This is a genomic window from Eubacterium pyruvativorans (genome assembly GCF_900102225.1).
GTDB classification, from domain to species: domain Bacteria; phylum Bacillota; class Clostridia; order Peptostreptococcales; family Anaerovoracaceae; genus Aminicella; species Aminicella pyruvativorans.
This window is the reverse complement of sequence record NZ_FNBF01000019.1, coordinates 20,306-41,747: the sequence shown is the minus strand read 5'-3', so window position 1 is coordinate 41,747 and position 21,442 is coordinate 20,306. Positions and strand designations below refer to the sequence as shown.

Sequence of the window (21,442 nt, the reverse complement as noted above, 5' to 3'; positions counted from 1 at the left end):
AGTAAGGGGCAGGTTGCCCACGCGTTACTCACCCGTCCGCCGCTGTCCACTCACGCATTCATCCGAAGAATCATTTGTGAGCTTCCCGCTCGACTTGCATGTGTTAGGCACGCCGCCAGCGTTCATCCTGAGCCAGGATCAAACTCTTGATAAAAATCGTATATCAACGGACTTTCATCCGTTCATATCTTTTCCTGACCAGAACGCTAACGTTCTGTAAGTATCCATTTCTGAATTACTGTTTTCGGAAATTGTCGTGAACCTTGTACTTTTCAGGTTCGTGCATACTTAGTATGCTTATTTGACTAAATTTCTCGTCTATGGAGTTTTCTAAGTTCATGCCGCTCTCTTCAAGCGACTATAATAGAATATCACTTTCGGAGGCCTCTGTCAACAACTATTTTCGATTATTTTCAAGAAGAAGAGAAGAATCGATGTTGTTTCCAGTCCCTCCCGGATATTCTGTTTCTGTCTTTTTCACAGAAAAAAACAGAAGACTCGTGATGAGTCCTCTGTATAATACCACAACATAATCCTGCTTTGCAAGGGAAAAATGCGTTTTCGGAGTATAAATTTTACAGGTTCTTCCGAACGGCTTCCCTGCTGTTTTTTGTCCTTCCTCGGGCCTCCCCGGAGCCTACAGCTTCCGCAGGAACTCCCGCATTCTCGGGTTGTCCGGATTCTCGAATACCTCCTCCGGCGTCCCCTGGGCGCCGATGACGCCGCCGTCAATGAAGATGACCTTGTCTGCCACTTCCCGGGCGAATCCCATCTCATGGGTCACGATCACCATGGTCATGCCCTCAGCCGCCAGCTTCTTCATAACGTCCAGTACTTCGCCCACCATTTCCGGATCCAGTGCGGAGGTCGGTTCATCGAACAGCATGATCTCCGGTTCCATGGCCAGGGCCCGGGCAATCGCCACCCGCTGCTGCTGGCCGCCGGACAACGAACGGGGTTTGGCGTGAGCCTTGTCCGCCAGTCCCACCATGTCCAGCAGCGCCATGCCCTTCTGCTCCGCATCCTCCTTCGAAATGCCCTTCACGTTCACCGGGCCGACGGTGATGTTTCCAAGCACAGAAAGGTGAGGAAACAGATTGAAGCTCTGGAACACCATTCCCATCCGCTCCCGGATCTTCGTGATATTCTCCGCTGTGATCAGCTCGCCGTCGATACGGATTTCTCCTTCTGTCGGCTCCTCCAGCCGGTTCAGACAGCGCAGCATGGTGGATTTCCCGCCGCCGGACGGCCCGATGATGCACAGCACCTCACCGTCGTTGATTTTCTGATCAATTCCCTTCAGAACTTCGTTGGTCCCGTAGGATTTTTTCAAGCCTTTGATTTCTATCATCCCGGTTTCCTCCTAATCCATCTTCATTTTCTTCTCGAAGTGCAGTATCAGCTTCGACAGAGGAATCGTGAATATAATGTAGACAATGGCCACGCCGATGTACGCCTCGAACATCTTATAAGTCCGGGAGGAGAGGAGTGTGCCTTCTCTGGTGATTTCCACGACGCCCACATAGGACAGAATGGCGGTTTCCTTGATCATGGTGACGAATTCATTGCCCAGCGGCGGCAGAATAATGCGCAGGGCCTGGGGAATCACGATCAGCCGCATGGCCTGGCCATGGGTCATTCCCAGGGAAGCCGCTGCTTCCAGCTGACCCTTCTCCACTGCATTCAGACCGGAACGCACGATCTCCCCCATGTAGGCGGCGGAGTTCAGGCCGCAGCAGAGCATGGCCGGAATCACGTCCTGGGCCCACTTGAAATCACCGCCGTTGTTATTCACCAGTGCCGGAATGCCGTAAGCGACGATCAGCACCTGCACCAGCAGGGGCGTGCCCCGGACAATATCGATATATAATGTAGAAACACCCCGCAGTACCTTCGCCCGGGAACGCCGCATGAAAGCCAGGACGAACCCGAGAATCAGCCCGCCGATCACCGCCACGAAACTTACATATAAAGTGGTCGGCGCACCGCGAAAGGCCGTCAGCACACCGGTCCATGTGTCACTTAGAAAAGTCAGCATATCTCCTCCATGAAACCTTATGAAAACAGAAGGAAGCAGCACCGCCTGACGGCTGCGCTGCTCCATCCGCCGCTTCTGCGGCAGTCTTCATCTCCGATACTCTACTAGTAAATGGACGCCACGTTCCACTTATCGCAGATCTTCTTGAACTCACCGCTCTTCACGATGTCCTTCAGACCATCATTCAGCTGCTTCAGCAGTTCCTTGTTTCCCTTCTTCACGGCGATGCCGAAATTTTCGGCACTCATGGTCTTGCCCACTGCCTTGAACTGACCCTTCTGCTTCGCCATGTAGTTCTCACCCACCGGCTTGTCAATGATGACCGCTGCCACGTCTTCGTTCTTCAGCTGCTGCACGCAGGTGTCGAAACCGTCCAGAATGACTGCCTTCTTAATCTTTCCGGCCTTCTCCAGCTTCGTCGCTTCATCCGCACCGGTGGTTCCCGTCTGGCTGGCGACCTTCATGTCCTTCGTCAGAGAGGATTCTCCCTTCACGGTGTTGTTGGACTTCTTCACCATGACGATCAGTCCGGATTCATAGTACGGATCCGAGAAATCGACGCTCTTCTTCCGGTCGTCCGTAATGGACATTCCGGAAGCGACGATATCTGCACTGCCTGCCTTCAGGGCCGGAACCAGAGAGGCGAACGCCATGTTCTTGAATTCCACCTTGAAGCCCTGATCCTTCGCAATCGCCTTCAGCATATCCACGTCGAATCCGTCCAGATCCCCGTCCTTGTTCGTCGTGTTGAACGGCGGGAAGGTCGGCTCCATGGCCACGGTGTAGGTCTTTCCGGAATCCTTCTTCGCCCCGGACTTATCCGCACTCTTCTTGGAACCGCAGGCTGTGAATGCCACGGCAATCGTCAGACAAAGTCCGACGGTAAGTACTTTCATCAATGATTTTTTCATCTTGTCTCTCCTCCAGTTAAGCTGTTTCATATACATCACATTCAATAATTATTCATCAACTCTAATAAAGATACCACGATAATGTATATCTGTCAAGGAAATTGAAAGATTATACATAATAAAATCGTACCACCGGACTGTACGCCGCTGTTTCCGCCTTCGCCCGGCGGACAGCCGCCGAAAAGTCCAGGTTCATATTCCCCTCCGCCGGCAGCAGGATCGTTTCACTGCGATCCTTCGCCCGCCGGATACGGAGCCGATCCTTCTTCGGGCTGATCAGATACGTGCCGGCCGGCCGGTACGCCGTGGTCATGAGCGGCCAGGCGCCGTTGACCCGGTCCATGGCCTCCAGACTAGGGGCGGACCACTCCGCTCCCATAGACCGGATCACTTCCGCACTTTTCCGGTTGTATACATTCAGCCCGAAATCCCCGTACACCCGTACGCCGGCCCGGGCAAAGGACCGGAGCCATCCCAGCTGGCCGCAGCTGATGCCGGTTTCCCCGGCCGCTTCGCATATGTCTTCGAAATGGGTTTCCAGGAATGCACTCTCCCGCCCCCGGGTCACATTCGTCACATACGGAACCAGTTCGTCGAATTCTGTACGTGCCGCCAGTTCGCAGTAGTCCCGCACGCCGCTTTCCTGCCGGAGACGCTCCAGTCCGGCTGCCGGCACCAGCCCCCGGACCATCAATCCCGCATTCCGGACTTCCCGGGGAATCCGGAATGTCAGGGCCGTTTCCAGGTCATAGAACCAGAATTCCACCCGGTGCAGTGAATTTCCCCCGGCTGCTGCCCCGGATATCGTTCGGGAAATCAGCCGTGAAAACGATCCGGCTTCGCTCCCGGCGCACCCGGAATTCATTCCTGCCGGACCCCCCGGCGCAGCCGCAGGAGAACGCCGGATGATCAGCGCCTCCTCCAGTGACGCCAGCAGCCTGCGCCTCACCTCATTCAGAGAAGCAGTGCGAATAGAAACCGGCGCATGCTCGCCCTCGAATCCGGTGCCGAACCGAACCTCCTCGCACCGGAACGGCGTCCCGCCGGTTTTTCCCATCGCCTCCCGGATCCGTTCTTTCGAGGTTCCCCGAACCTCCTCCGAAACCGGATCAAACGGGCCGGCAGTGACCGAAACACGGACCACCGGCAGCGGGTGGGCGCTCCGTTCCTCTCGGGCCGGCTCTGCCTCCGCCTGAAGCGTTCCCTCCGGGGAGAGGCGCAGGGAAATCACGATCCCCCGCTTTCTCTGATACTTCCCCTCCCGGTAGGTCAGCCCCCGGAACGAACGCCGGGCCTCCTCCAGCTGATCGCCGGAAGAAATCCGGAACAGGGGATCCCCGTGGGAAACCGGCCCCTTCAGGTCCCCGATCCGGGTCAGTCCCCCCTTCAGTTCCTTGTAATAGGTCACCACGTTTCCCACCAGCTTCTTCCCCTGGATTTCCACCCCGTCGCCGATGGCCAGATGATCATAAAGCTTCACATCCACCAGTGTGCTGTTTCCCACACGCTTTACCACTTTCCCGATGCGAATTCCCTGGTGCTTCGGAATATCTCCCGACATCATCCGCCGGTCCGGTTCCCCCCGGAGGTAGGCATCTGTGAAGCCGCCCCGGCTGAAAATCTGCTCCAGCGCCTCCCGGTCCAAATCTTCCACAGTGTAACGGCCCTCCTCCATGTACCGGTCGATATACTTCCGGTAGATCCGGGTCACCACGGCCACATATTCCGGGGATTTCATCCGGCCCTCGATCTTGAAGGAACAGACCCCTGCGTCGATGAGTTCCCCCAGGTGATCCAGATAGTCCAGATCCTTCGGGGACAAAGGGCACCGGGGCTGCCGTTCAGGCTTCCCGTCCTCCCCCAGGGTCCGGTACGGGAGCCGGCACGGCTGGGCACAGGCTCCCCGGTTCCCGCTCCGGCCGCCGATGAAGCGGCTGAGCTGACATTGACCGGAATAACAGATACAGATGGCGCCGTGGACGAAAACCTCAATTTCCATGTCCGAAGCACCGCAGATGGACCGGATCTCCTCCAGACTCAGCTCCCGGGAAAGCACCACCCGCTGATAGCCCAGTTCTGCCGCAGCCTCCACTGTCCTGAGGTCCTGGGCTGTAGCCTGGGTGGACATGTGCAGGGGGAAATCCGGCATGGCTTCCCGGATCACCGCCGCCAGGCCGTAGTCCTGAACGATGAGAGCGTCGATGCCCAGTTCGTAGAGGAAGGCTGCATATTCCAGCGCTCCCTCCAGCTCTTCCTGGCGGAGCAGAGTATTCATGGTCACATGAACCTGGACCCCACGCTTGTGGGCATAGTCCACCGCCTCCCGGAGTTCTTCCCGGTCGAAATTATGGGCGCCCGCCCGGGCGTTATAGTCGCTTCCGCCCACGTAGACGGCATCCGCCCCGTTCTCCACCGCCGCAATAAACTGGGCGGTTCCCCCCGCCGGCATCAGCAGTTCCGGGCTGCGGACCGGACGAACGGCTGCCCGGTGATTTTTTGTCGTTTCTGTATGGGTCATTCTGCTCCCTTTCATAAGCGGAAAGCCCGCCCCGGCATGATGCCGGGACGGACCGCCGCAACGTTACTTATTCACACTGCACAGCTTACAGCGGATTGTAATCCAGCGCTGTGCCCTTCTGTTTCTCTTCGATGGCAATGGCGAAGATCTTCGCTGTGTCCAGACAGGTCAGGACCGGCAGGTTCCGTTCGATGGCCGCACGGCGCAGCGGGAAACTGTCGGTGTTGACCATATTCATCGCCTTCGGGGTGTTGATCAGGAAGAGGTCTTCCTTCTCTTCGATTTCTTTCTTCACATCCTCGAAAGACATGAATCCGGCTTCCACACCGTTCTCTTCCAGGAACGCCTTCGTACCCTTCGATGCGAAAATCTCGAAGCCCAGTTCTGCGTACTTCTTCACGATTTCCGCACTTTCCGGACGCTTGTCCGACGGACGCAGACTGACGAAGACCTTGCCCTCCGTCGGGATTTCGCCGCCAGCGGCAATGAAGCCCTTGTAAATCGCCTTCCGGAGATCCGGATCGACGCCCAGCACTTCGCCGGTGGACTTCATCTCCGGCCCGATGGCCACGTCCACATCGGTCAGCTTCGAATCGGAGAAGACCGGCACCTTCACGGCGTAGTATCCCTGATCCGGGTACAGCCCGGTGCCCCACTCCATATCCTTCAGCTTCTGACCAGTCATGACCGCCACCGCAATCTTCACCATCGGAACCTTCGTCACCTTGCTCAGGATCGGCACCGTCCGGGAAGCTCTCGGGTTGACTTCGATGATATAAATCTTCTTTCCGTCCCATGCGTACTGGATGTTCACCAGACCCACAATGTGCAGAGCCTTCACCACCTTCTTCGTGGTGGCCACCAGTTCATCGATTACTTCCTGCGGGAAGTCGTACGGCGGATAGCTGGTGCAGCTGTCGCCGGAGTGAACGCCTGTGCGTTCGAAGTGTTCCATAATGCCCGGGATCAGCACATCCTCACCGTCGGCGATGGCATCCACATCCATTTCCCGGCCTTCCACATACTGATCGATCAGCACCGGATGTTCATGGGACATCTTCACGGCTTCCTTCAGGTACTTGTCCAGTTCCTCGTCGTTATACACAACCTGCATCGCCCGGCCGCCGATGACGAAGGAAGGACGGACCATCACCGGGTAGCCCAGCTGACCCACTGCCTCGTAGGCTTCCTCTTCCGTACGGACGGCGCAGCCCTTCGGGGTTTCGATGTCCAGCATGTGGAGCAGGTCGGAGAATTTCTCCCGGTCCTCCGCCAGGTCGATGTACTTGTTCTTCGTTCCCAGAATGTTAATGCTCCGGGCAGCCAGCTTCGCCGCCAGATTCAGGGAAGTCTGTCCGCCGAACTGCAGAATGACACCCACCGGCCGCTCCTGCTTGATCACATTCATCACGTCATCGGTGTGCAGCGGGTCGAAGTACAGCTTGTCCGACGTGTCGAAGTCGGTGCTGACCGTCTCCGGGTTATTGTTGATAATGATGGATTCATATCCCAGGTCTCTGAGCGCCCAGACACCCTGGACACAGCAGTAGTCGAACTCGATTCCCTGGCCGATCCGGATCGGACCGGAGCCCACCACCAGGATCTTCTCCCGGTCGGAGCGGACGCTCTCGTTCTGGCCGCCGTAGCTCTGATAGTAATACGGCGTGGCCGCTTCGAATTCCCCGGCGCAGGTATCCACGATCTTGTAAACCGGATAGATGTCATGGTACAGACGGATGTCCTGCAGCACTTCCCGCGGCATGCCGGTCAGGTCCAGAATATCCTCGTCGGTCATGCCCCGGCTCTCCGCTTCCCGGATCAGTTCCGCCGTCGGCTCCTCCGTGCGGAGGCGGCGCTCCATGGTGATCAGTCCTTCGATCTTGTACAGGAACCAGAGGTCGATCTTCGTCATATCGTGAATTTCGTCCACTGTCAGCAGGCTCCTCCGGAGGATCTCTGCGATGCAGAACAGACGCTCGTCATCCTGGGCCATCATCTTCTGAATCAGGCGGTCATCCGAAAGTCCGGTGACATACGGAATCCGGAGGCCGTTCCCTTCAATTTCCAGGGAAGCGATTCCCTTCATCAGTGCCGACTCGAAGTTCCGGTCGATGGCCATGATCTCGCCGGTGGCCTTCATCTGGGTCCCGAGACGGCGGGACGCCGTGCGGAACTTGTCAAACGGCCATTTCGGGAATTTCACAACGCAGTAATCCAGGGTCGGCTCGAAGCAGGCACTGGATTCTTTCGTAACGTAGTTCTGCAGTTCATCCAGTGTGTATCCGATGGCGATCTTCGCTGCGATCTTCGCAATCGGGTATCCAGCCGCCTTGGAAGCCAGGGCGGAAGAACGGCTCACTCTCGGGTTAACCTCGATGATGCAGTATTCATCCTTCTCCGGATTCAAAGCCAGCTGCACGTTGCAGCCGCCTTCGATCTGGAGGGCGCGGACAATCTTCAGGGAAGCGTCCCGCATCATCTGATACTGGGTATCGTTCAGTGTCTGGGTCGGTGCCACGACGATGGAATCTCCGGTGTGCACGCCGACCGGGTCCAGATTCTCCATGGAACAGATAATGATGCAGTTATCCTTGTGATCCCGGATGACTTCCAGCTCGATTTCCTTCCAGCCTGCGATGGACTTCTCCACCAGAACCTGTCCGATGGCACTCTTCTCGATGCCCATCTGGCAGTGCTTCACCAGTTCCTCTTCATTGGTGGCAATGCCGCCGCCGGTGCCCCCCAGGGTGTATGCCGGGCGGATGATCACCGGGTAGCCGATTCTGTCCACGATCTTCAGACATTCTTCCACACTGGTGGCGATGTCACTGGCCGGGATCGGCTCATGGATCTCTTCCATCAGCGTCTTGAAGGCTTCCCGGTCCTCGGCCTTGTAGATACTTTCCTTGTTCACTCCCAGAAGTTTCACGCCGTATTTCTCGAATACGCCCTTCTCATCCAGGGACATGCCGATATTCAGGCCCGTCTGTCCGCCGAAACCTGCCAAAACGCCGTCCGGACGTTCCTTCTCGATGATCTGCGTCACCGCCTCTTCCGTGATCGGCTCCAGGTAAACCCGGTCCGCAATCCCGTGGTCTGTCATGATGGTGGCAGGATTACTGTTCACCAGGATGGTCTCGATCCCTTCTTCGGCGATGGCCTTGCAGGCCTGGGTGCCGGCGTAGTCGAACTCAGCAGCCTGGCCGATGACGATCGGACCGGATCCGATGATCATTACCTTCTTCAGTCTGAAATCTCTTGGCATTACAGTCTCCCTCCTTCCATCAGATCGATGAACTTATCGAACAGATAACCGGTATCGTTCGGTCCCGGGTTGGATTCCGGATGGAACTGAACGGAGAAGACCGGCTTGTCGATGCTCTGCATGCCTTCCACCGATCCGTCATTCAGATTCAGATGGGTAATGTCCATACCCTTCAGAATGACGCTGCCGGCATCCACACAGTAGCTGTGGTTCTGGGAAGTGATGTAGCTTCTGCCCGTCACCTTGTCGAACACGCCGTGGTTCACGCCTCTGTGACCGTATTTCAACTTATAGGTATGTCCGCCGGCGGCCAGGGCCAGCAGCTGATGGCCCATGCAGATCCCGAAGATCGGCATCTGGTCCGGTCCGTAGTTGCTGTTGGTCACCAGCTTCTCGATCACGATGATATTCTCCTCTGCGGATTCCGGATCTCCCGGCCCGTTCGTCAGGAACACGCCGTCCGGCTTCATCGCGAGTATGGTCTTCGCTTTCGTGCCATAAGGGAAGATAGTCAGGTTACAGCCTCGCTTGACGAGTTCCTTCAGAATGCTCCGCTTCACGCCCATATCCAGAACTGCCACGTTGAACTTCGGATTCTCCGCCTTCATCTTCACGACTTCCCGGGTTCCGGCGTACTTCATCTGATCCGTCGGAAGTTCTGCGGCATCGCACATTTCCTTCAGTTTAGCCAGCGGAATGTTCTCCGTGGTGATCACGACCTTCATGCATCCCTTCTCCCGGATCTTCATCGTGATCTCCCGAGTATCCACGTCATAGACCCCCGGAACTTCCTGCTCCTTCAGCCACTGATCGATGGTCTTCACACATCTCCAGTTGGAAGGCTTGAAACACACATCCTTCGCCACCAGGCCGAATGCGTGGATCTTCTCTGACTCGTAGTCTGTATCATTAATACCGTAGTTTCCGATTAACGGGTATGTCATGGTAATGATCTGACCGCTGTAAGAAGGATCTGTCAACGTCTTCTGATAGCCGGTCATCGCAGTATTGAACACGATCTCTCCCACCTTCGTGCCTTCATAACCGAAGCCCTTACCTCTGAAAACCGTGCCGTCTTCGAAGTATACTGTTCCTTTCATAGACTCTTCTCCTTTCGCTCGCACTGCAGAAAGTATACTATAGCGTGCAACTATATTCAACACGAAATAGAAAAATTTCTCGGCCCCTGTTTTTCGAAAAATCGCCGGAATCCCGATTATTACAATATATAGTCCCCTGTGCCCTGCCCCTTCACCATTACAAACTGCAAAAGCATTTTTTGTATATTTTCAAATTTCCCTTGATTTTTATGCACTCCCATGCTATATTCAATACAACGTTTTAATTATTCACTTTTGCTTATAAATATTAGCCGGCCGGCCGCAGCTTCGCTGCAGAGCCCGCCGCATACGACGAAGGAGAAATACAACATGGCTAAGGAAAAAGTTATTCTCGCCTATTCCGGCGGACTGGACACATCCACAATTCTGAAGTGGCTGCAGAACGAATTCGATTATGAGGTGATCGCAGTATGCTGCGATGCCGGTCAGAAAGAAGATTTCGATGCAGTGAAGGAGAAGGCCCTGGCCACCGGCGCTTCCAAGGCAATTGTGCTGGACATCAAGGAAGAGTTCATTACCGATTATATCTACCCGACCCTGAAGGCCGGTGCGATTTACGAAGACGACTACCTGCTGGGCACCTCCATGGCCCGTCCGCTGATGGCCAAGAAACTGGTGGAAGTTGCCGAACAGGAAGGCGCCTTCATCATCGCCCACGGCTGCACCGGCAAGGGCAACGACCAGGTCCGGTTCGAGACCACCATCAACGCCCTGAATCCGGCCATCAAGGTCATCGCACCTTGGAGAATGACGGACAAGTGGACATTCCAGTCCCGTGAGGATCTGATCGAGTACGCCCACGAGAATAACATTCCGATCAGCCAGACCACGAAGAAAATCTATTCCCGGGACGAGAACATCTGGCACATCAGCCACGAGGGCGGCGAGCTGGAAAGCCCGTGGAATGAACATCTGCCTTCCATCCATGTTCTGTCCAAGACACCGGAGGACGCCCCGGACAAGGCTACTTATGTGACCGTCTCTTTCGAGCAGGGCGTGCCGGTTGCACTGGACGGGGAGAAGATGGACCCGATTTCGCTGCTGACAAAGCTGAATCAGCTGGGATCGGAAAACGGTGTCGGCACCATCGATATCATTGAAAACCGTCTGGTGGGTATGAAATCCAGGGGCGTGTACGAAACGCCGGGAGGCACCATCCTCTATAACGCCCACAGGGATCTGGAGAAGCTGATTCTGGACCGGGACACAATGCAGTACAAGAAGATCGTCTCCCAGAAGTTCTCCGAACTGGTCTACGACGGACTGTGGTTCACACCGCTGCGTCAGGCCATCAGTGCTTTCGTGGACGAGACCCAGAAGTATGTCACCGGCGATGTGAAGATGAAACTCTACAAGGGCACCGCCTACCCGGTGGCCAGCAAGTCCCCGTACTCCCTGTACAGTGAAGAGTTCGCCACCTTCGGTGCTGACGAAGTTTATGACCAGCACGATGCGGAAGGATTCATCCACCTGTTCGCTCTGCCGCTGAAGATCCGTGCGATCCAGAAGCAGAGTCTGGAAGGGGTACCGGAAGCTCAGAAGAAGCTGGGAAAGAAAATCCTGAAGGGCGACTTCGTGGAATAGCCGCCACGGAGAATCCCTGTAAACCATATCGTATTACATCCATTCAATACACACATCTCTCAAAAAAAACGGAGCCGCTGTCCGAACGAATTATCGTTCGGACAGCGGCTTCGTTTCATTATACTGCGGTGATCTGGGTCTGAATCAGCCCCCCTACCACATCCGCAAACCGGTCGTAGGAACGAATCCGGACGAAGTCCCGGTTGTAGATCCGCCGGACCCCCGGCAGGTCATCGTCCGCACCGTAGAAAATCCCCAGTACGTGTATGCCCGCCATCCGGGCCGCATGGACTTCGGCGGCCGTGTCCTCAATCGCGTTTTGTCCTGCGTAATCCCGAAGATCCCCTGCGTCCTGCTGCATCCGGATCATATCGTTCGGTTTCGCATCGGAGAGAATAATCAGAATCCGGTGCTCCGCATGGTTTTCCAGAATCATGCCGGCGGCCAGCCGCACCGCCAGGCCGTCCCGGTTCGCTCCGGCGGTGTTGAAACGGAAAATCCGCCGGTTCGCCTCCCGGGGCTCGTTGTACTTGCGGTACACATTCATGATCGTGTATCCGTTCATGGCGCTGAACCCCATCACCCGGGTCGGTATCCCGCAGCGGGTCAGGCTCTCTGCGATGATATAGGCCTGACCGGCCACCATCTCCGCCCGATGCACCTGGGAGGTGGAGGCGTCCATCAGGATATCCACCGACAGATTGCCCTCGTCCCCCCGTATCTCCTTCCGGAAGATCGTGTCGTCATTCAGATAGAGGCCCCGCCAGATCCGGTTCGGCTGCAGCTGCCCCGTCGGCGCATGAACCCGCTGGGTCTCCATGTGCATCAGCACCGAGTTCCGGATGCGGCTAGTAAGCCGGTCGATGGTGACCCGGTGCCGGGCTTCTTCCTCCCGGTATTTCTTCACATTCTCATCCCGCTGGGCCACCGCCTGGGCCAGCTGCTTCCCGGCAAAACTGTCGTTCAGCATGCCCTCGTCGTAATCTCCGTTGGTGAAATACAGGTGCACATCCCTGTGGTTTCCCACACAGTAATCCTTTTCCATCTGACGAAGATCCTGTTCATTCATAACCGGCTTTCCGAAATAATTCCGGATGTACTCCCGGAGGCCCTCATCGGTCTGGGCCGTATATTTCGCAAAAGAAACCTTCACATGGCTCTGGTCCACATACGCCCCGCTGTATTCGGAACGGTGCTCCCCGAAACCGAATGCCATTTTCCGCATCGGCCCCATTTCCTCCCGGGCCTTCCTGGCCCGCAGGAACAGAATCGGGTGAAACACCGGGTTGATCTCGAACTTTTTCGGCTTCTCCCCGGGCTTAGGCCGGCGGTAGGTGAAGAATTTCGACAAAGTCTCCGCCAGGTGATCGATCGCCTGATCCGTATCCAGGTCCCCGGAAATCTCGATGGCATCCAGCAGCTTCCGGTCCACCAGGTCCGGCAGACCGCAGTCCTGGCCCAGGGACCGTTTCAGATGCCCTTCCAACAGCCAGTCCGCCCGGCTTTCCGTGATGTGAGCGTACAGGGTCGGGATGGTTTTCCGGGCGTACTCCTTCCTGAGGTACGGGAATACCGGGCGCTGGTCCTTCTCCTTCTCATAAGCGCCGTTCTCGAACATGATCCAGAAAAGATTCTCGTACAATCCCTGATCCACCGTTCCGTTGAAGGTAATGTAAAACTCATGCATCTTCTGCCAGTCATAGTGTTTCCAGATCGCCCCGATGATGCAGTTCCAGTAGAGATCCGCCTTTCCTTCCGCATCGTAGACCCGGAAACCGGGATCCGCTTCATAATCCTCTGCGGCATTCCAGATGAGGTTCAGTGCCCGTTTTTTTTCAAAATCACTTACCTGCATAGGCACCCCTCATTAATCCGCAAAAATCTGGTCTCTGGTCAGGTCCCCCGGCAGACGGACGGACACCATATCGTCCACCAGCTGCCGCTCGTAATCGTCGAAGCACTTGTTCACCATGCCCAGTTCCAGGGCACGGACCGGCATCAGCCCCCGGTCCATCATGTGGATGGAGGCCAGCAGTCCACGAAGGTCCAGCGGCTTCGTGGAGATCTCGCCGCTTTCACACTTCCGGCGGATTTCCATGAACAGATCGGCGAACTGCTCCAGATAGCTGTCCTTCAGAGCCGGGAATTTGTCCCGGATCAGCTTCTTCAGTCCTTCCTTGCTGATCACTGGCATATGGATGACCACGAACCGGGAAGCCAGCGCCTCATTCACTTCCCGGGTACCGGCGTACCCGTAATTCATGGTGCCGATGAACCGGGTGGATTCCTGCAGCCTGATTTTGTCATATCCCGGCACATCGATGAAGCGGCGGAAATCCAGGGTCGCATGGAGCACCGCCAGAGATTCGTTCTTCGCCATGTTGATCTCGTCCAGAACCCCGAAGCCCCCGTTCTCCGCTACCTTGTAGATCGGCCCCTTCCGCAGCGTCACCTTCCCGTCCTCGAAGGTGTCGGTGCCGATCAGCGATGCGGAGTCCGTGTTGATGTAAAAAGAAATATCCCACTCCGGCCGGTGGAAAATGTTGGACAGGCCCTGGGCCAGCACGTTCTTTCCGGTGGCCTTCGGGCCGTCCAGCAGAATATTCTCCCCGGCCAGAATCGCCGTGATGGCTTCCTCCCAGACTTCCTTTCCGTAGTACTTATACTGGGGCACCGGGACCCGGTCTTCCAGCTTCGGATCCAGCTGATAGAAATCCCGGAAGGATTCCACCTCCCGGAGAATCCGGTCGCTGACCCCTTCTTCCCGGAGAAAATCCAGCATTGTGTTGTTTTCCATATCATTCACCTGTTTCTTTCTATATGTAGAAAACGGGCCGCCGAAAATTCGGCGGCCCGATGCACTCCCGTTCAGCAGGATTACTTATTCAGCTCGTGGGAAGCAGCCAGACGCTTGTTGCCGCCACGGATGGACAGAACAACCAGCAGGACTGCAGCTACACCGGAAATGATGTAGGAAACGTTCCACGGCAGGTTGAAACCGATCTGTGCGTTGCAGATGTAGGATACACAAACAATCGTGTACCAAACCAGCGGAATGATCGGCATCCAGACGAATGCTTTCTTTCCGTTGGCGATCATCCATACAGTGATGGAGCACAGAGCGAACAGAGCCATGGTCTGGTTGGACCATGCGAAGTATCTCCACAGAATAGCGAATCCGTTCGCATCGAACTTCGCCCATACCAGGATACCCAGTGTCAGAGCGTAGATTGGAATCGCCAGGGCGAAACGCTTACCGTTCGTGGACTGGTCCATCTTGAAGGTATCCGCCAGGGACAGACGCAGCGCACGCAGCGCAGTGTCGCCGGATGTGATCGGCAGGATGATTACACCGATCAGAGCGATCATGCCGCCTACAGGGCCCAGGCAGTACTTACAGATAACACCGACAACGGATGTCGCTGTGATAGCGACTTCCTTGCCGCCTACCATCTGGAAGTAGCTCATAACGCCGGTAGCCGGGTTCATCTTGAAGTCGATGCCGCCCTTGGCTGCTGTGACCTGGATCATTGCCATGGTGCCGGCAGCCCAGCACATAGCGATGAAACCTTCGCACATCATCATGTTGTAGAAGGTCATGTGTCCTTCGTGCTCCGTCTTGATCGTACGTCCGATCAGTGCGGTCTGTGTGGAATGGAATCCGGACAGAATACCGCAGGCAACTGTTACGAAGAAGATAGGTACGAAGTGACCTGCCTTGAAGTAAGCAGCGTAGTCGAACTGGGACGTTGTCCAGTTATCCCAGATGTTCACGATCGGCAAACCCTTGAAGATAATCGCAACGAAAATGCCGATAGCGGAGAATACCAGGATGATACCGAAGATCGGGTATACACGACCGATGATCTTGTCGATCGGGAATATGGTAGCGATCAGGTAGTAAATGAAGATTACCGCATAAATTACCCATGTCTTCGGGTCTGTCGCCAGACCGGAGAATCCGAACAACTGTGTTGCGGCGATGTCTCCCGGTGTGTATACGAATACAGCGCCAACCAGTAGCAGCAGCACGGAGACGAATACGTTGTAAACAGTGTAAACGCCCTTGTTCGTGAACTTTCTGATCATGTCCGGCATCTGCAGTCCGCCCTCACGGGTGCAGATCATGCCGCAGAAATAGTCGTGGAAGGATCCGCCCAGAACGTTTCCGATTGGAATCGTCAGCAGTGCGATCGGTCCGAACAGAATACCCTGGATAGGTCCCAGGATCGGGCCTGTACCTGCGATGTTCAGCAGGTTGATCAGGCAGTTTTTCCATGTTGCCATCGGTACGAAGTCAACACCGTCCTGCTTGGAATAAGCAGGGGTTTCGCGGTCATCCGGTCCGAAGACGCGCTCACACAGTGTGCCGTAGAGAGCGCCGCCACCGATCAGGATCACGAGTCCGATTAAGAATGTAGCCAAAAAACCAACTCCTAACTTAAATTGTTTAAGAATAATAAAAATAACAGATTGTAATAGCCGGATATCCGAAGTATATTCGGATATCGATTCTCATAAGTTACCATACTACTTTTTGTCAGGAATTTCAAGTTCAGATCATCTTTTCATCACACTTTCTACACATTGCACAAAATTCCGTTCAATTTCGGCATTCGAAATCATTTTTCCGCTTTTTTCCATGTTCATATTCACATTCCGGGATTTGTGATATAATCCTTATCATGACCGGCGTCCGCCGCCGGCAATACAGAATGAAACGTTGCCGAAGCAATAAAGAGAAAGAGAGTAACCACTTATGTCTTCAACAGAAGAAAGAGGTCTGAAAAACCTCATCAACGGCACCGCCTGGATGACTTTCGCGGTACTGGGATACACCGTCTACAATCTGATCCATTACCACAACCCTGCCATGACCGGCGTGTGGCCGAAGGTGGCCCCGGTCGCCCTGGGGGCAGGTATCCTGCTGGGAATCTACAGCGTCTATGCCTCCCTTGTGGGCATCCGGACGAAATTCAGCGAGTATCACGAACCGTCCCTGTCCAACCGGAAAATCCTGGCCGCCGGCCTCCTTTCCCTGATCATGGCACTGGCCATCTCCCAGCTGGCACTGCACCAGGGATTCACCCCGACCATGATTTCCCTGCCGGTTATCATCGGGTGGGGCATGCTGGAAACATCCGTGGTCCAGAAATTTTACGAGATCGGCGGATTCCGCATCCGCCAGACCAGCAAGACCTCCCATCTGATCATCGGCTCCGCATTCATCGGCATCCTGTGCTGCGTGTCCTATTCCATGGTGAATGTCCAGCTGGGCTACTGGCTCCTGATGGTGCCGCTTCTGATCATGGTCATCGTCATGCTGATGATCAACAACATCCTGATGTCCCTGTAGGGATGCTCGCGGTCGGGCGATGCGCCGGGCGGTCGGACGGTCGGAAAAGGCACAGCGGTCGGGCGATGCGCCGGACGGTCAGAAAAGGCGCGGCGGTCGGGCGGTCGGAAAAGGCACAGCGGTCGGGTAATACGCCGGGTGATTGTATACAATCATCATGATGATCTGCCTTCACACAGGAGATTGTTCACGGCTGGAATGTATACTGTATGGAAAAGGTGCGGAATCGGTCATTCGGGCTGTTTTCGCACCATAATCCGGATTTCCAGGGTGCGAAAATTAAATTTTGACTTGATTAATTTATTTCTGCCGGCCTCGATGGTGCGATATCACAGAAACTGGAGTTTTCGCACCCTGGCCGCCGGCATCTTCCGGCAAAAATCGCATGCACCGTTCATGAGTTATCCAAATATTCTCCCAACAATTTGCCGATCAGCCCAGACACATTTTTATTTCTCAGATCACCGGAAGATAAAACGACGAACGTCTTACAAGACTGATGGGATGAGTATAATTTCTCCGGTTTCCAAACTACTTCTTTCAAGAGCCGAATGCGAAATAAGTGTTTTTCCCATTTCCGCACCCCTCCGAATCGTGTCGCCCGGGATTTCCGGCTGAACGCCTCTCCAGCGGGTGCGATAATCATGTTTTTTGTTCATCTCGCACCCGCCCGGACGACCGCCTCGCCTTGGTCGACCGACCCCGCCTTGGTCGACCGCATACTCATTGCCTGACGTCGACCGCATACTCATTGATCCACCGCACCGCCCCGCCGCACGAAAAAAGCAGCCGCACGAAGGCTCCGCCTCGTACAGCTGCTCCAATCCGCTTATCAAGCTTCTCATCGCCTATTTGCGAAATACAATATTTCCATTTTCCATGGACTCCACAATGGCCAGACTGGTGACGTTGTAGCCCTTGGACCGGAGTCTCGCTCCGCCGGGCTGGAATCCCTTCTCGATGCAGATGCCGATGCCGGCCACAGATGCACCCGCCTGACTGCAGACATCCAGCAGTCCCTCCATGGCCTTTCCGTTGGCCAGGAAATCATCTACAATCAGAACGTTATCTGCCGAAGTCAGAAAACGCTTCGACAGGGTCACCCGGTTCGTCGTCTGATGGGTGTAGGAGTAGACTTCCGCCGTGTAGACATCGTCATCCAGATTGCGGCTTTTTGATTTCTTCGCGAAAACCACCGGCACGCCGAACTTCTGGGCGGTGAGGCAGGCAATCGCAATGCCGGAGGCCTCGATGGTCAGTACCTTCGTGATACCGGCACCCCGGTACTTCTCGTAGAACGCTTCTCCCACCTCTTCCAGCAGACCGATGTCCAGCTGATGATTCAGGAAGGATCCGACTTTCAATACATTTCCCTCGCGCACTTCCCCTTCTTCGAGGATGCGCCGTTCCATAAATTCCATATTAATCCTGTCTGTCCTGTCTGTGATACGCTATCGTCCTCTTCCGTTCGTCGGTACCGGGCGCACCCGGCGGCGAGCGCCGCCGTGCCGAATACTACCGGCGGCCCCGCTTGGAATAACGCGGCCCCCGTTGATTCATGCTCAGCTCCTGGAGACGGTCCAGCTCGTCCAGCGCCTTGCCGGTGCCGATCGCCACACAGGACTTCGGATCCTCCGCAACTTTCACTTCCATGCCCGTGCGCTCCTTCACTTTCTGGTCCATGCCGTAGAGCAGCGCACCGCCGCCGGTGAGCATGATTCCTTCGTTGCTGATGTCCGCAGCCAGTTCCGGCGGCGTCTGTTCCAGAACTCCGTGGATTGATTCGCAGATGGTATTCACCGGCTCCTCGATTGCTTCCATCATTTCTTCCGAAGTGATGGTGACAGTTTTCGGCAGGCCGGTCACCAGGTCACGGCCCCGGCATTCCATGGAGACTTCCTCTTCCCGCGGATAAGCCGTGCCGATCGCTTTCTTGATATCCTCACCGGTACGCTCACCGATGTACAGCTTATGCACCTTCCGCATGTAGCGGACGATGTACTCGTCGAATTTGTCCCCTGCCATCTTGACGGAAGCGCTGGTGACGATGCCTCCCAGCGCAATGACGGCGATATCTGTCGTGCCGCCGCCGATGTCGATAACCATCTTCCCGGAAGGCTCTGTGACATCCATGCCGGCACCGATGGCAGCAGCCAGAGGCTCTTCCATCAGATACACTTCCTTGCCTCCGGCCATGATGGCGGCTTCCCGGACGGCCCGCTTCTCTACCTCTGTGACACCGCTCGGCACACAAACCATGATCACCGGTTTGAAGAACCGGGACGAACCGCAGGTCTTCCGGATGAAATACTTCAGCATTCTCTCCGTGATGTCGTAATCCGAGATCACGCCGTCCTTCAGCGGCTTCGCCGCCGTGATATTCGCCGGCGTTCTGCCCAGCATCTGACGGGCCTCTTCCCCGATTGCCAGGATCTCATCCGTATCACGGTTGACCGCGACTACGGAAGGCTCATTCAGTACGATTCCCTTCCCCTTGATATAAACCAGCACATTGGCTGTACCAAGATCGATTCCAACTTTAGTCGCCATGTTTCTATCTCCTTAGTGTTTCGTGTCCGAAAAAATATACCACATAATTATATACATATTATGGGCGGTTTTCAAGCGTTCCGGCGATTTCTGACAACCGCATCGCACCGCTTCCGGGGAACCGCTGCGATGCGGTATGCAGATCCAGCGCAGGCGAGAAAAACGGGGGCAGCTGCCCCCGTACGCTTTCATTATTTCGCCTTCTCCTCCGCACTTCTGCCGGAATGCTGCTTCCGATTCCGGTGAGGAAGTTCGTATTTCTTCTTGTATTCCTGGTACTTCGCCCGGAATTCCGGATTCGACATGTTCAGATTCTCTTCCTGGTACTCATGCACATCGAAGGCATCGTCCGCCAGTTCGATGACCCCCAGCGCCAGGTTGGAACAGTGGTCCGACACACGCTCCACATCGTTCATCAGATCCGTCAGCACGAACCCGTTGGCGATGGTGCAGACGCCCTTCTGGAGACGGTCCACGTGATGCACCTTAATCTTCTCGGTCAGCTTGTCGATGACTTCCTCCAGCGGTTCCACCGCCTTGGCGCCCTCCACATCAGAATCGAAGTAAGCCTGGAAAGCAATACTCGAGATTTCCATCAGCGCCCGGACCAGGACCCGAACTTCTGTGTCCCCCTCTTCGGAGAACCGGACGTCCTTCTCGTGAATCTCCACTGCAGTTTCCACAATATTCAGAGCGTGGTCGCTGATCCGTTCGAATTCCGTGATGGAATGCAGCATCTTCGACACTTCCGCCGAATCGGCTTCCGTCAGGTCCAGTGCGGAAACCTTCACCAGGAAGGTGCCGATATGGTCTTCATATTCATCCACTTCCCGTTCCAGATCCCGGACGGTCTGAGCCTTCTGTTCATCCCAGGCACTCAGCAGTTCCAGCGCCATATGAAGGGAACGAAGCGCCATCCGTCCCATTTCGTCGGTCTGGCGGTTACATTCCGCCACCGCAACGGTCGGCGTGTTCAGCAGTCTCTCGTCCAGGAAGGCCACACTGCGGTCCTCGGTCTTGATCACCCGCTTGGAAATCGCCACCAGTTTCCCGGTGAACGGCAGCAGGATCACCGTGGTGGTGATGTTGAAGATACTGTGGAACAATGCGATTTCCACCGGATTGATGGTCTTGTCCAGCAGCACCCGGTTCAGGAATCCGTACCCGATGAAATATGCCGCCATGAAGAGCACCGTACCGATGACATTGAACAGGATATGCAGCACCGTCACCCGCTTCGCATTGCGGTTGACGCCGATACTGGAAATCAGCGCAGTGGCGCAGGTACCGATGTTCTGTCCCATGATGATCGGAATGGCCATCCCCCAGGTGATCTGGCCCGTCATGGCCAGAGCCTGCAGCATACCCACCGATGCGGCGGAACTCTGAATCACCGCCGTGACACCCAGACCCACCAGAATGCCCAGAAGCGGGTTCGTGAAATGGGCCATCATCGTCTCAAACCGCGGGTCATCTGCCAGCGGCGACACGGAATCACTCATGAATTTCATTCCGTACATCAGGATTGCGAAACCGATCAGAATTGTTCCGATATCCCGTTTCTTGTTCGTCTTCCCCGTCATCACCATGATGATGCCGACCAGCGCCATGATCGGACTGAAGGATTCCGGCTTCAGCATCCGGACGAATACGTTGCTGCTGGAGATGCCGATCATACTCATGATCCATGCCGTGACGGTGGTTCCGATGTTCGAACCCATAATCACGCCGATGGTATTGGAGATATCCATAATCCCCGAGTTGACCAGACCCACCAGCATGACGGTAACCGCCGAAGAACTCTGAATCGCAATGGTGATAACCGCTCCCAGCAGAAGCCCCATATATTTATTGGAGGTCATCTTATTCAGAATAACCTCCATCTTACCGCCGGCAACCTTCTCCAGACTGGACGACATGATCGTCATGCCGTACAGGAAGAACGCCAGTCCGCCGAACAGTGTGAAAAAAGAAAAAATATCCATCTAACGTGTTTCCCTCCATGCCCATCCGTCATTGATTTCACTTTCGCCCTCACAGGCACGCCTATTTTACCATGGGATCAAGCGTATTGTCTCGTAAAAAAGCAACGGATCAAA

The 21,442-nt window shown here is 55.4% G+C and carries 14 protein-coding genes and 1 rRNA gene; 2 read left to right on the top strand and 13 right to left on the bottom strand.

What is annotated here, in order from left to right:
* The 7 genes from BLQ24_RS07245 to carA all read right to left on the bottom strand — a co-directional run.
* A 16S ribosomal RNA gene (locus BLQ24_RS07245) occupies window positions 1–154 on the bottom strand; the annotation flags it as partial.
* A 483-nt stretch (window positions 155–637) separates the two neighbouring features.
* Window positions 638–1,351: an amino acid ABC transporter ATP-binding protein gene (locus tag BLQ24_RS07240; RefSeq protein WP_090164164.1), complete on the bottom strand. Its 714-nt coding sequence runs from the start codon at window positions 1,349–1,351 to the stop codon at window positions 638–640.
* Between the two features lie 12 nt (window positions 1,352–1,363).
* The gene (locus BLQ24_RS07235) at window positions 1,364–2,038 is read right to left on the bottom strand and encodes an amino acid ABC transporter permease (RefSeq protein WP_090164162.1); all 675 of its coding nucleotides are present in this window, start codon (window positions 2,036–2,038) and stop codon (window positions 1,364–1,366) included.
* A 104-nt stretch (window positions 2,039–2,142) separates the two neighbouring features.
* Window positions 2,143–2,949: a basic amino acid ABC transporter substrate-binding protein gene (locus BLQ24_RS07230; protein WP_090164160.1), complete on the bottom strand. Its 807-nt coding sequence runs from the start codon at window positions 2,947–2,949 to the stop codon at window positions 2,143–2,145.
* A 109-nt stretch (window positions 2,950–3,058) separates the two neighbouring features.
* Window positions 3,059–5,467 carry a peptidase U32 family protein gene (locus BLQ24_RS07225; RefSeq protein WP_143004275.1) on the bottom strand — a complete coding sequence of 803 codons (2,409 nt, stop codon included), beginning with the start codon at window positions 5,465–5,467 and terminating at the stop codon, window positions 3,059–3,061.
* An 85-nt stretch (window positions 5,468–5,552) separates the two neighbouring features.
* Entirely contained in the window at window positions 5,553–8,732 is a 3,180-nt protein-coding gene (gene carB, locus BLQ24_RS07220; protein ID WP_090164156.1) for a carbamoyl-phosphate synthase large subunit, read from the bottom strand.
* Window positions 8,732–9,832 carry a glutamine-hydrolyzing carbamoyl-phosphate synthase small subunit gene (gene carA / locus BLQ24_RS07215; protein ID WP_090164154.1) on the bottom strand — a complete coding sequence of 367 codons (1,101 nt, stop codon included), beginning with the start codon at window positions 9,830–9,832 and terminating at the stop codon, window positions 8,732–8,734. Before carA ends, carB begins: the two co-directional genes overlap by 1 nt.
* A gap of 330 nt (window positions 9,833–10,162) precedes the next feature.
* On the opposite strand from carA, the gene BLQ24_RS07210 reads away from it, so the two are divergent.
* Entirely contained in the window at window positions 10,163–11,437 is a 1,275-nt protein-coding gene (locus BLQ24_RS07210; protein ID WP_090164152.1) for an argininosuccinate synthase, read from the top strand.
* Between the two features lie 118 nt (window positions 11,438–11,555).
* Here BLQ24_RS07210 and BLQ24_RS07205 read toward each other — a convergent pair whose 3' ends face one another.
* The 3 genes from BLQ24_RS07205 to BLQ24_RS07195 form a co-directional block, all read right to left on the bottom strand.
* Window positions 11,556–13,292, bottom strand: coding sequence for a vWA domain-containing protein (locus BLQ24_RS07205; protein WP_090164151.1), 1,737 nt, complete (start codon window positions 13,290–13,292; stop codon window positions 11,556–11,558).
* Window positions 13,293–13,304: 12 nt separating this feature from the next.
* Window positions 13,305–14,234: an AAA family ATPase gene (locus BLQ24_RS07200; RefSeq protein ID WP_242869612.1), complete on the bottom strand. Its 930-nt coding sequence runs from the start codon at window positions 14,232–14,234 to the stop codon at window positions 13,305–13,307.
* Between the two features lie 80 nt (window positions 14,235–14,314).
* On the bottom strand, window positions 14,315–15,862 hold the full coding sequence (locus BLQ24_RS07195; protein WP_090164149.1) for a carbon starvation CstA family protein: 1,548 nt from the start codon (window positions 15,860–15,862) through the stop codon (window positions 14,315–14,317).
* A 334-nt stretch (window positions 15,863–16,196) separates the two neighbouring features.
* Between BLQ24_RS07195 and BLQ24_RS07190 the strand changes: the two genes are divergently transcribed.
* Window positions 16,197–16,793, top strand: a complete 597-nt coding sequence (locus BLQ24_RS07190; protein WP_090164147.1) for a hypothetical protein — start codon at window positions 16,197–16,199, stop codon at window positions 16,791–16,793.
* Window positions 16,794–17,641: 848 nt separating this feature from the next.
* Here the strand turns inward: BLQ24_RS07190 and BLQ24_RS07185 are convergent.
* The 3 genes from BLQ24_RS07185 to BLQ24_RS07175 all read right to left on the bottom strand — a co-directional run bounded on the left by BLQ24_RS07185 (window position 17,642) and on the right by BLQ24_RS07175 (window position 21,328).
* On the bottom strand, window positions 17,642–18,214 hold the full coding sequence (locus BLQ24_RS07185; protein ID WP_090164145.1) for a xanthine phosphoribosyltransferase: 573 nt from the start codon (window positions 18,212–18,214) through the stop codon (window positions 17,642–17,644).
* A gap of 94 nt (window positions 18,215–18,308) precedes the next feature.
* Window positions 18,309–19,343: a rod shape-determining protein gene (gene mreB, locus BLQ24_RS07180; RefSeq protein ID WP_090164143.1), complete on the bottom strand. Its 1,035-nt coding sequence runs from the start codon at window positions 19,341–19,343 to the stop codon at window positions 18,309–18,311.
* Between the two features lie 191 nt (window positions 19,344–19,534).
* On the bottom strand, window positions 19,535–21,328 hold the full coding sequence (locus BLQ24_RS07175) for a Na/Pi cotransporter family protein (RefSeq protein WP_090164141.1): 1,794 nt from the start codon (window positions 21,326–21,328) through the stop codon (window positions 19,535–19,537).
* Window positions 21,329–21,442: the final 114 nt, after the last annotated feature.

Bases quoted from the DNA above. Each gene is read 5' to 3' on its own strand.
- BLQ24_RS07240 (WP_090164164.1), bottom strand. From the start codon at position 1,351: ATGATAGAAATCAAAGGCTTGAAAAAATCCTACGGGACCAACGAAGTT.
- BLQ24_RS07235 (WP_090164162.1), bottom strand. From the start codon at position 2,038: ATGCTGACTTTTCTAAGTGACACATGGACCGGTGTGCTGACGGCCTTT.
- BLQ24_RS07230 (WP_090164160.1), bottom strand. From the start codon at position 2,949: ATGAAAAAATCATTGATGAAAGTACTTACCGTCGGACTTTGTCTGACG.
- BLQ24_RS07225 (WP_143004275.1), bottom strand. From the start codon at position 5,467: ATGACCCATACAGAAACGACAAAAAATCACCGGGCAGCCGTTCGTCCG.
- carB (WP_090164156.1), bottom strand. From the start codon at position 8,732: ATGCCAAGAGATTTCAGACTGAAGAAGGTAATGATCATCGGATCCGGT.
- carA (WP_090164154.1), bottom strand. From the start codon at position 9,832: ATGAAAGGAACAGTATACTTCGAAGACGGCACGGTTTTCAGAGGTAAG.
- BLQ24_RS07210 (WP_090164152.1), top strand. From the start codon at position 10,163: ATGGCTAAGGAAAAAGTTATTCTCGCCTATTCCGGCGGACTGGACACA.
- BLQ24_RS07205 (WP_090164151.1), bottom strand. From the start codon at position 13,292: ATGCAGGTAAGTGATTTTGAAAAAAAACGGGCACTGAACCTCATCTGG.
- BLQ24_RS07200 (WP_242869612.1), bottom strand. From the start codon at position 14,234: ATGGAAAACAACACAATGCTGGATTTTCTCCGGGAAGAAGGGGTCAGC.
- BLQ24_RS07190 (WP_090164147.1), top strand. From the start codon at position 16,197: ATGTCTTCAACAGAAGAAAGAGGTCTGAAAAACCTCATCAACGGCACC.
- BLQ24_RS07185 (WP_090164145.1), bottom strand. From the start codon at position 18,214: ATGGAATTTATGGAACGGCGCATCCTCGAAGAAGGGGAAGTGCGCGAG.
- mreB (WP_090164143.1), bottom strand. From the start codon at position 19,343: ATGGCGACTAAAGTTGGAATCGATCTTGGTACAGCCAATGTGCTGGTT.
- BLQ24_RS07175 (WP_090164141.1), bottom strand. From the start codon at position 21,328: ATGGATATTTTTTCTTTTTTCACACTGTTCGGCGGACTGGCGTTCTTC.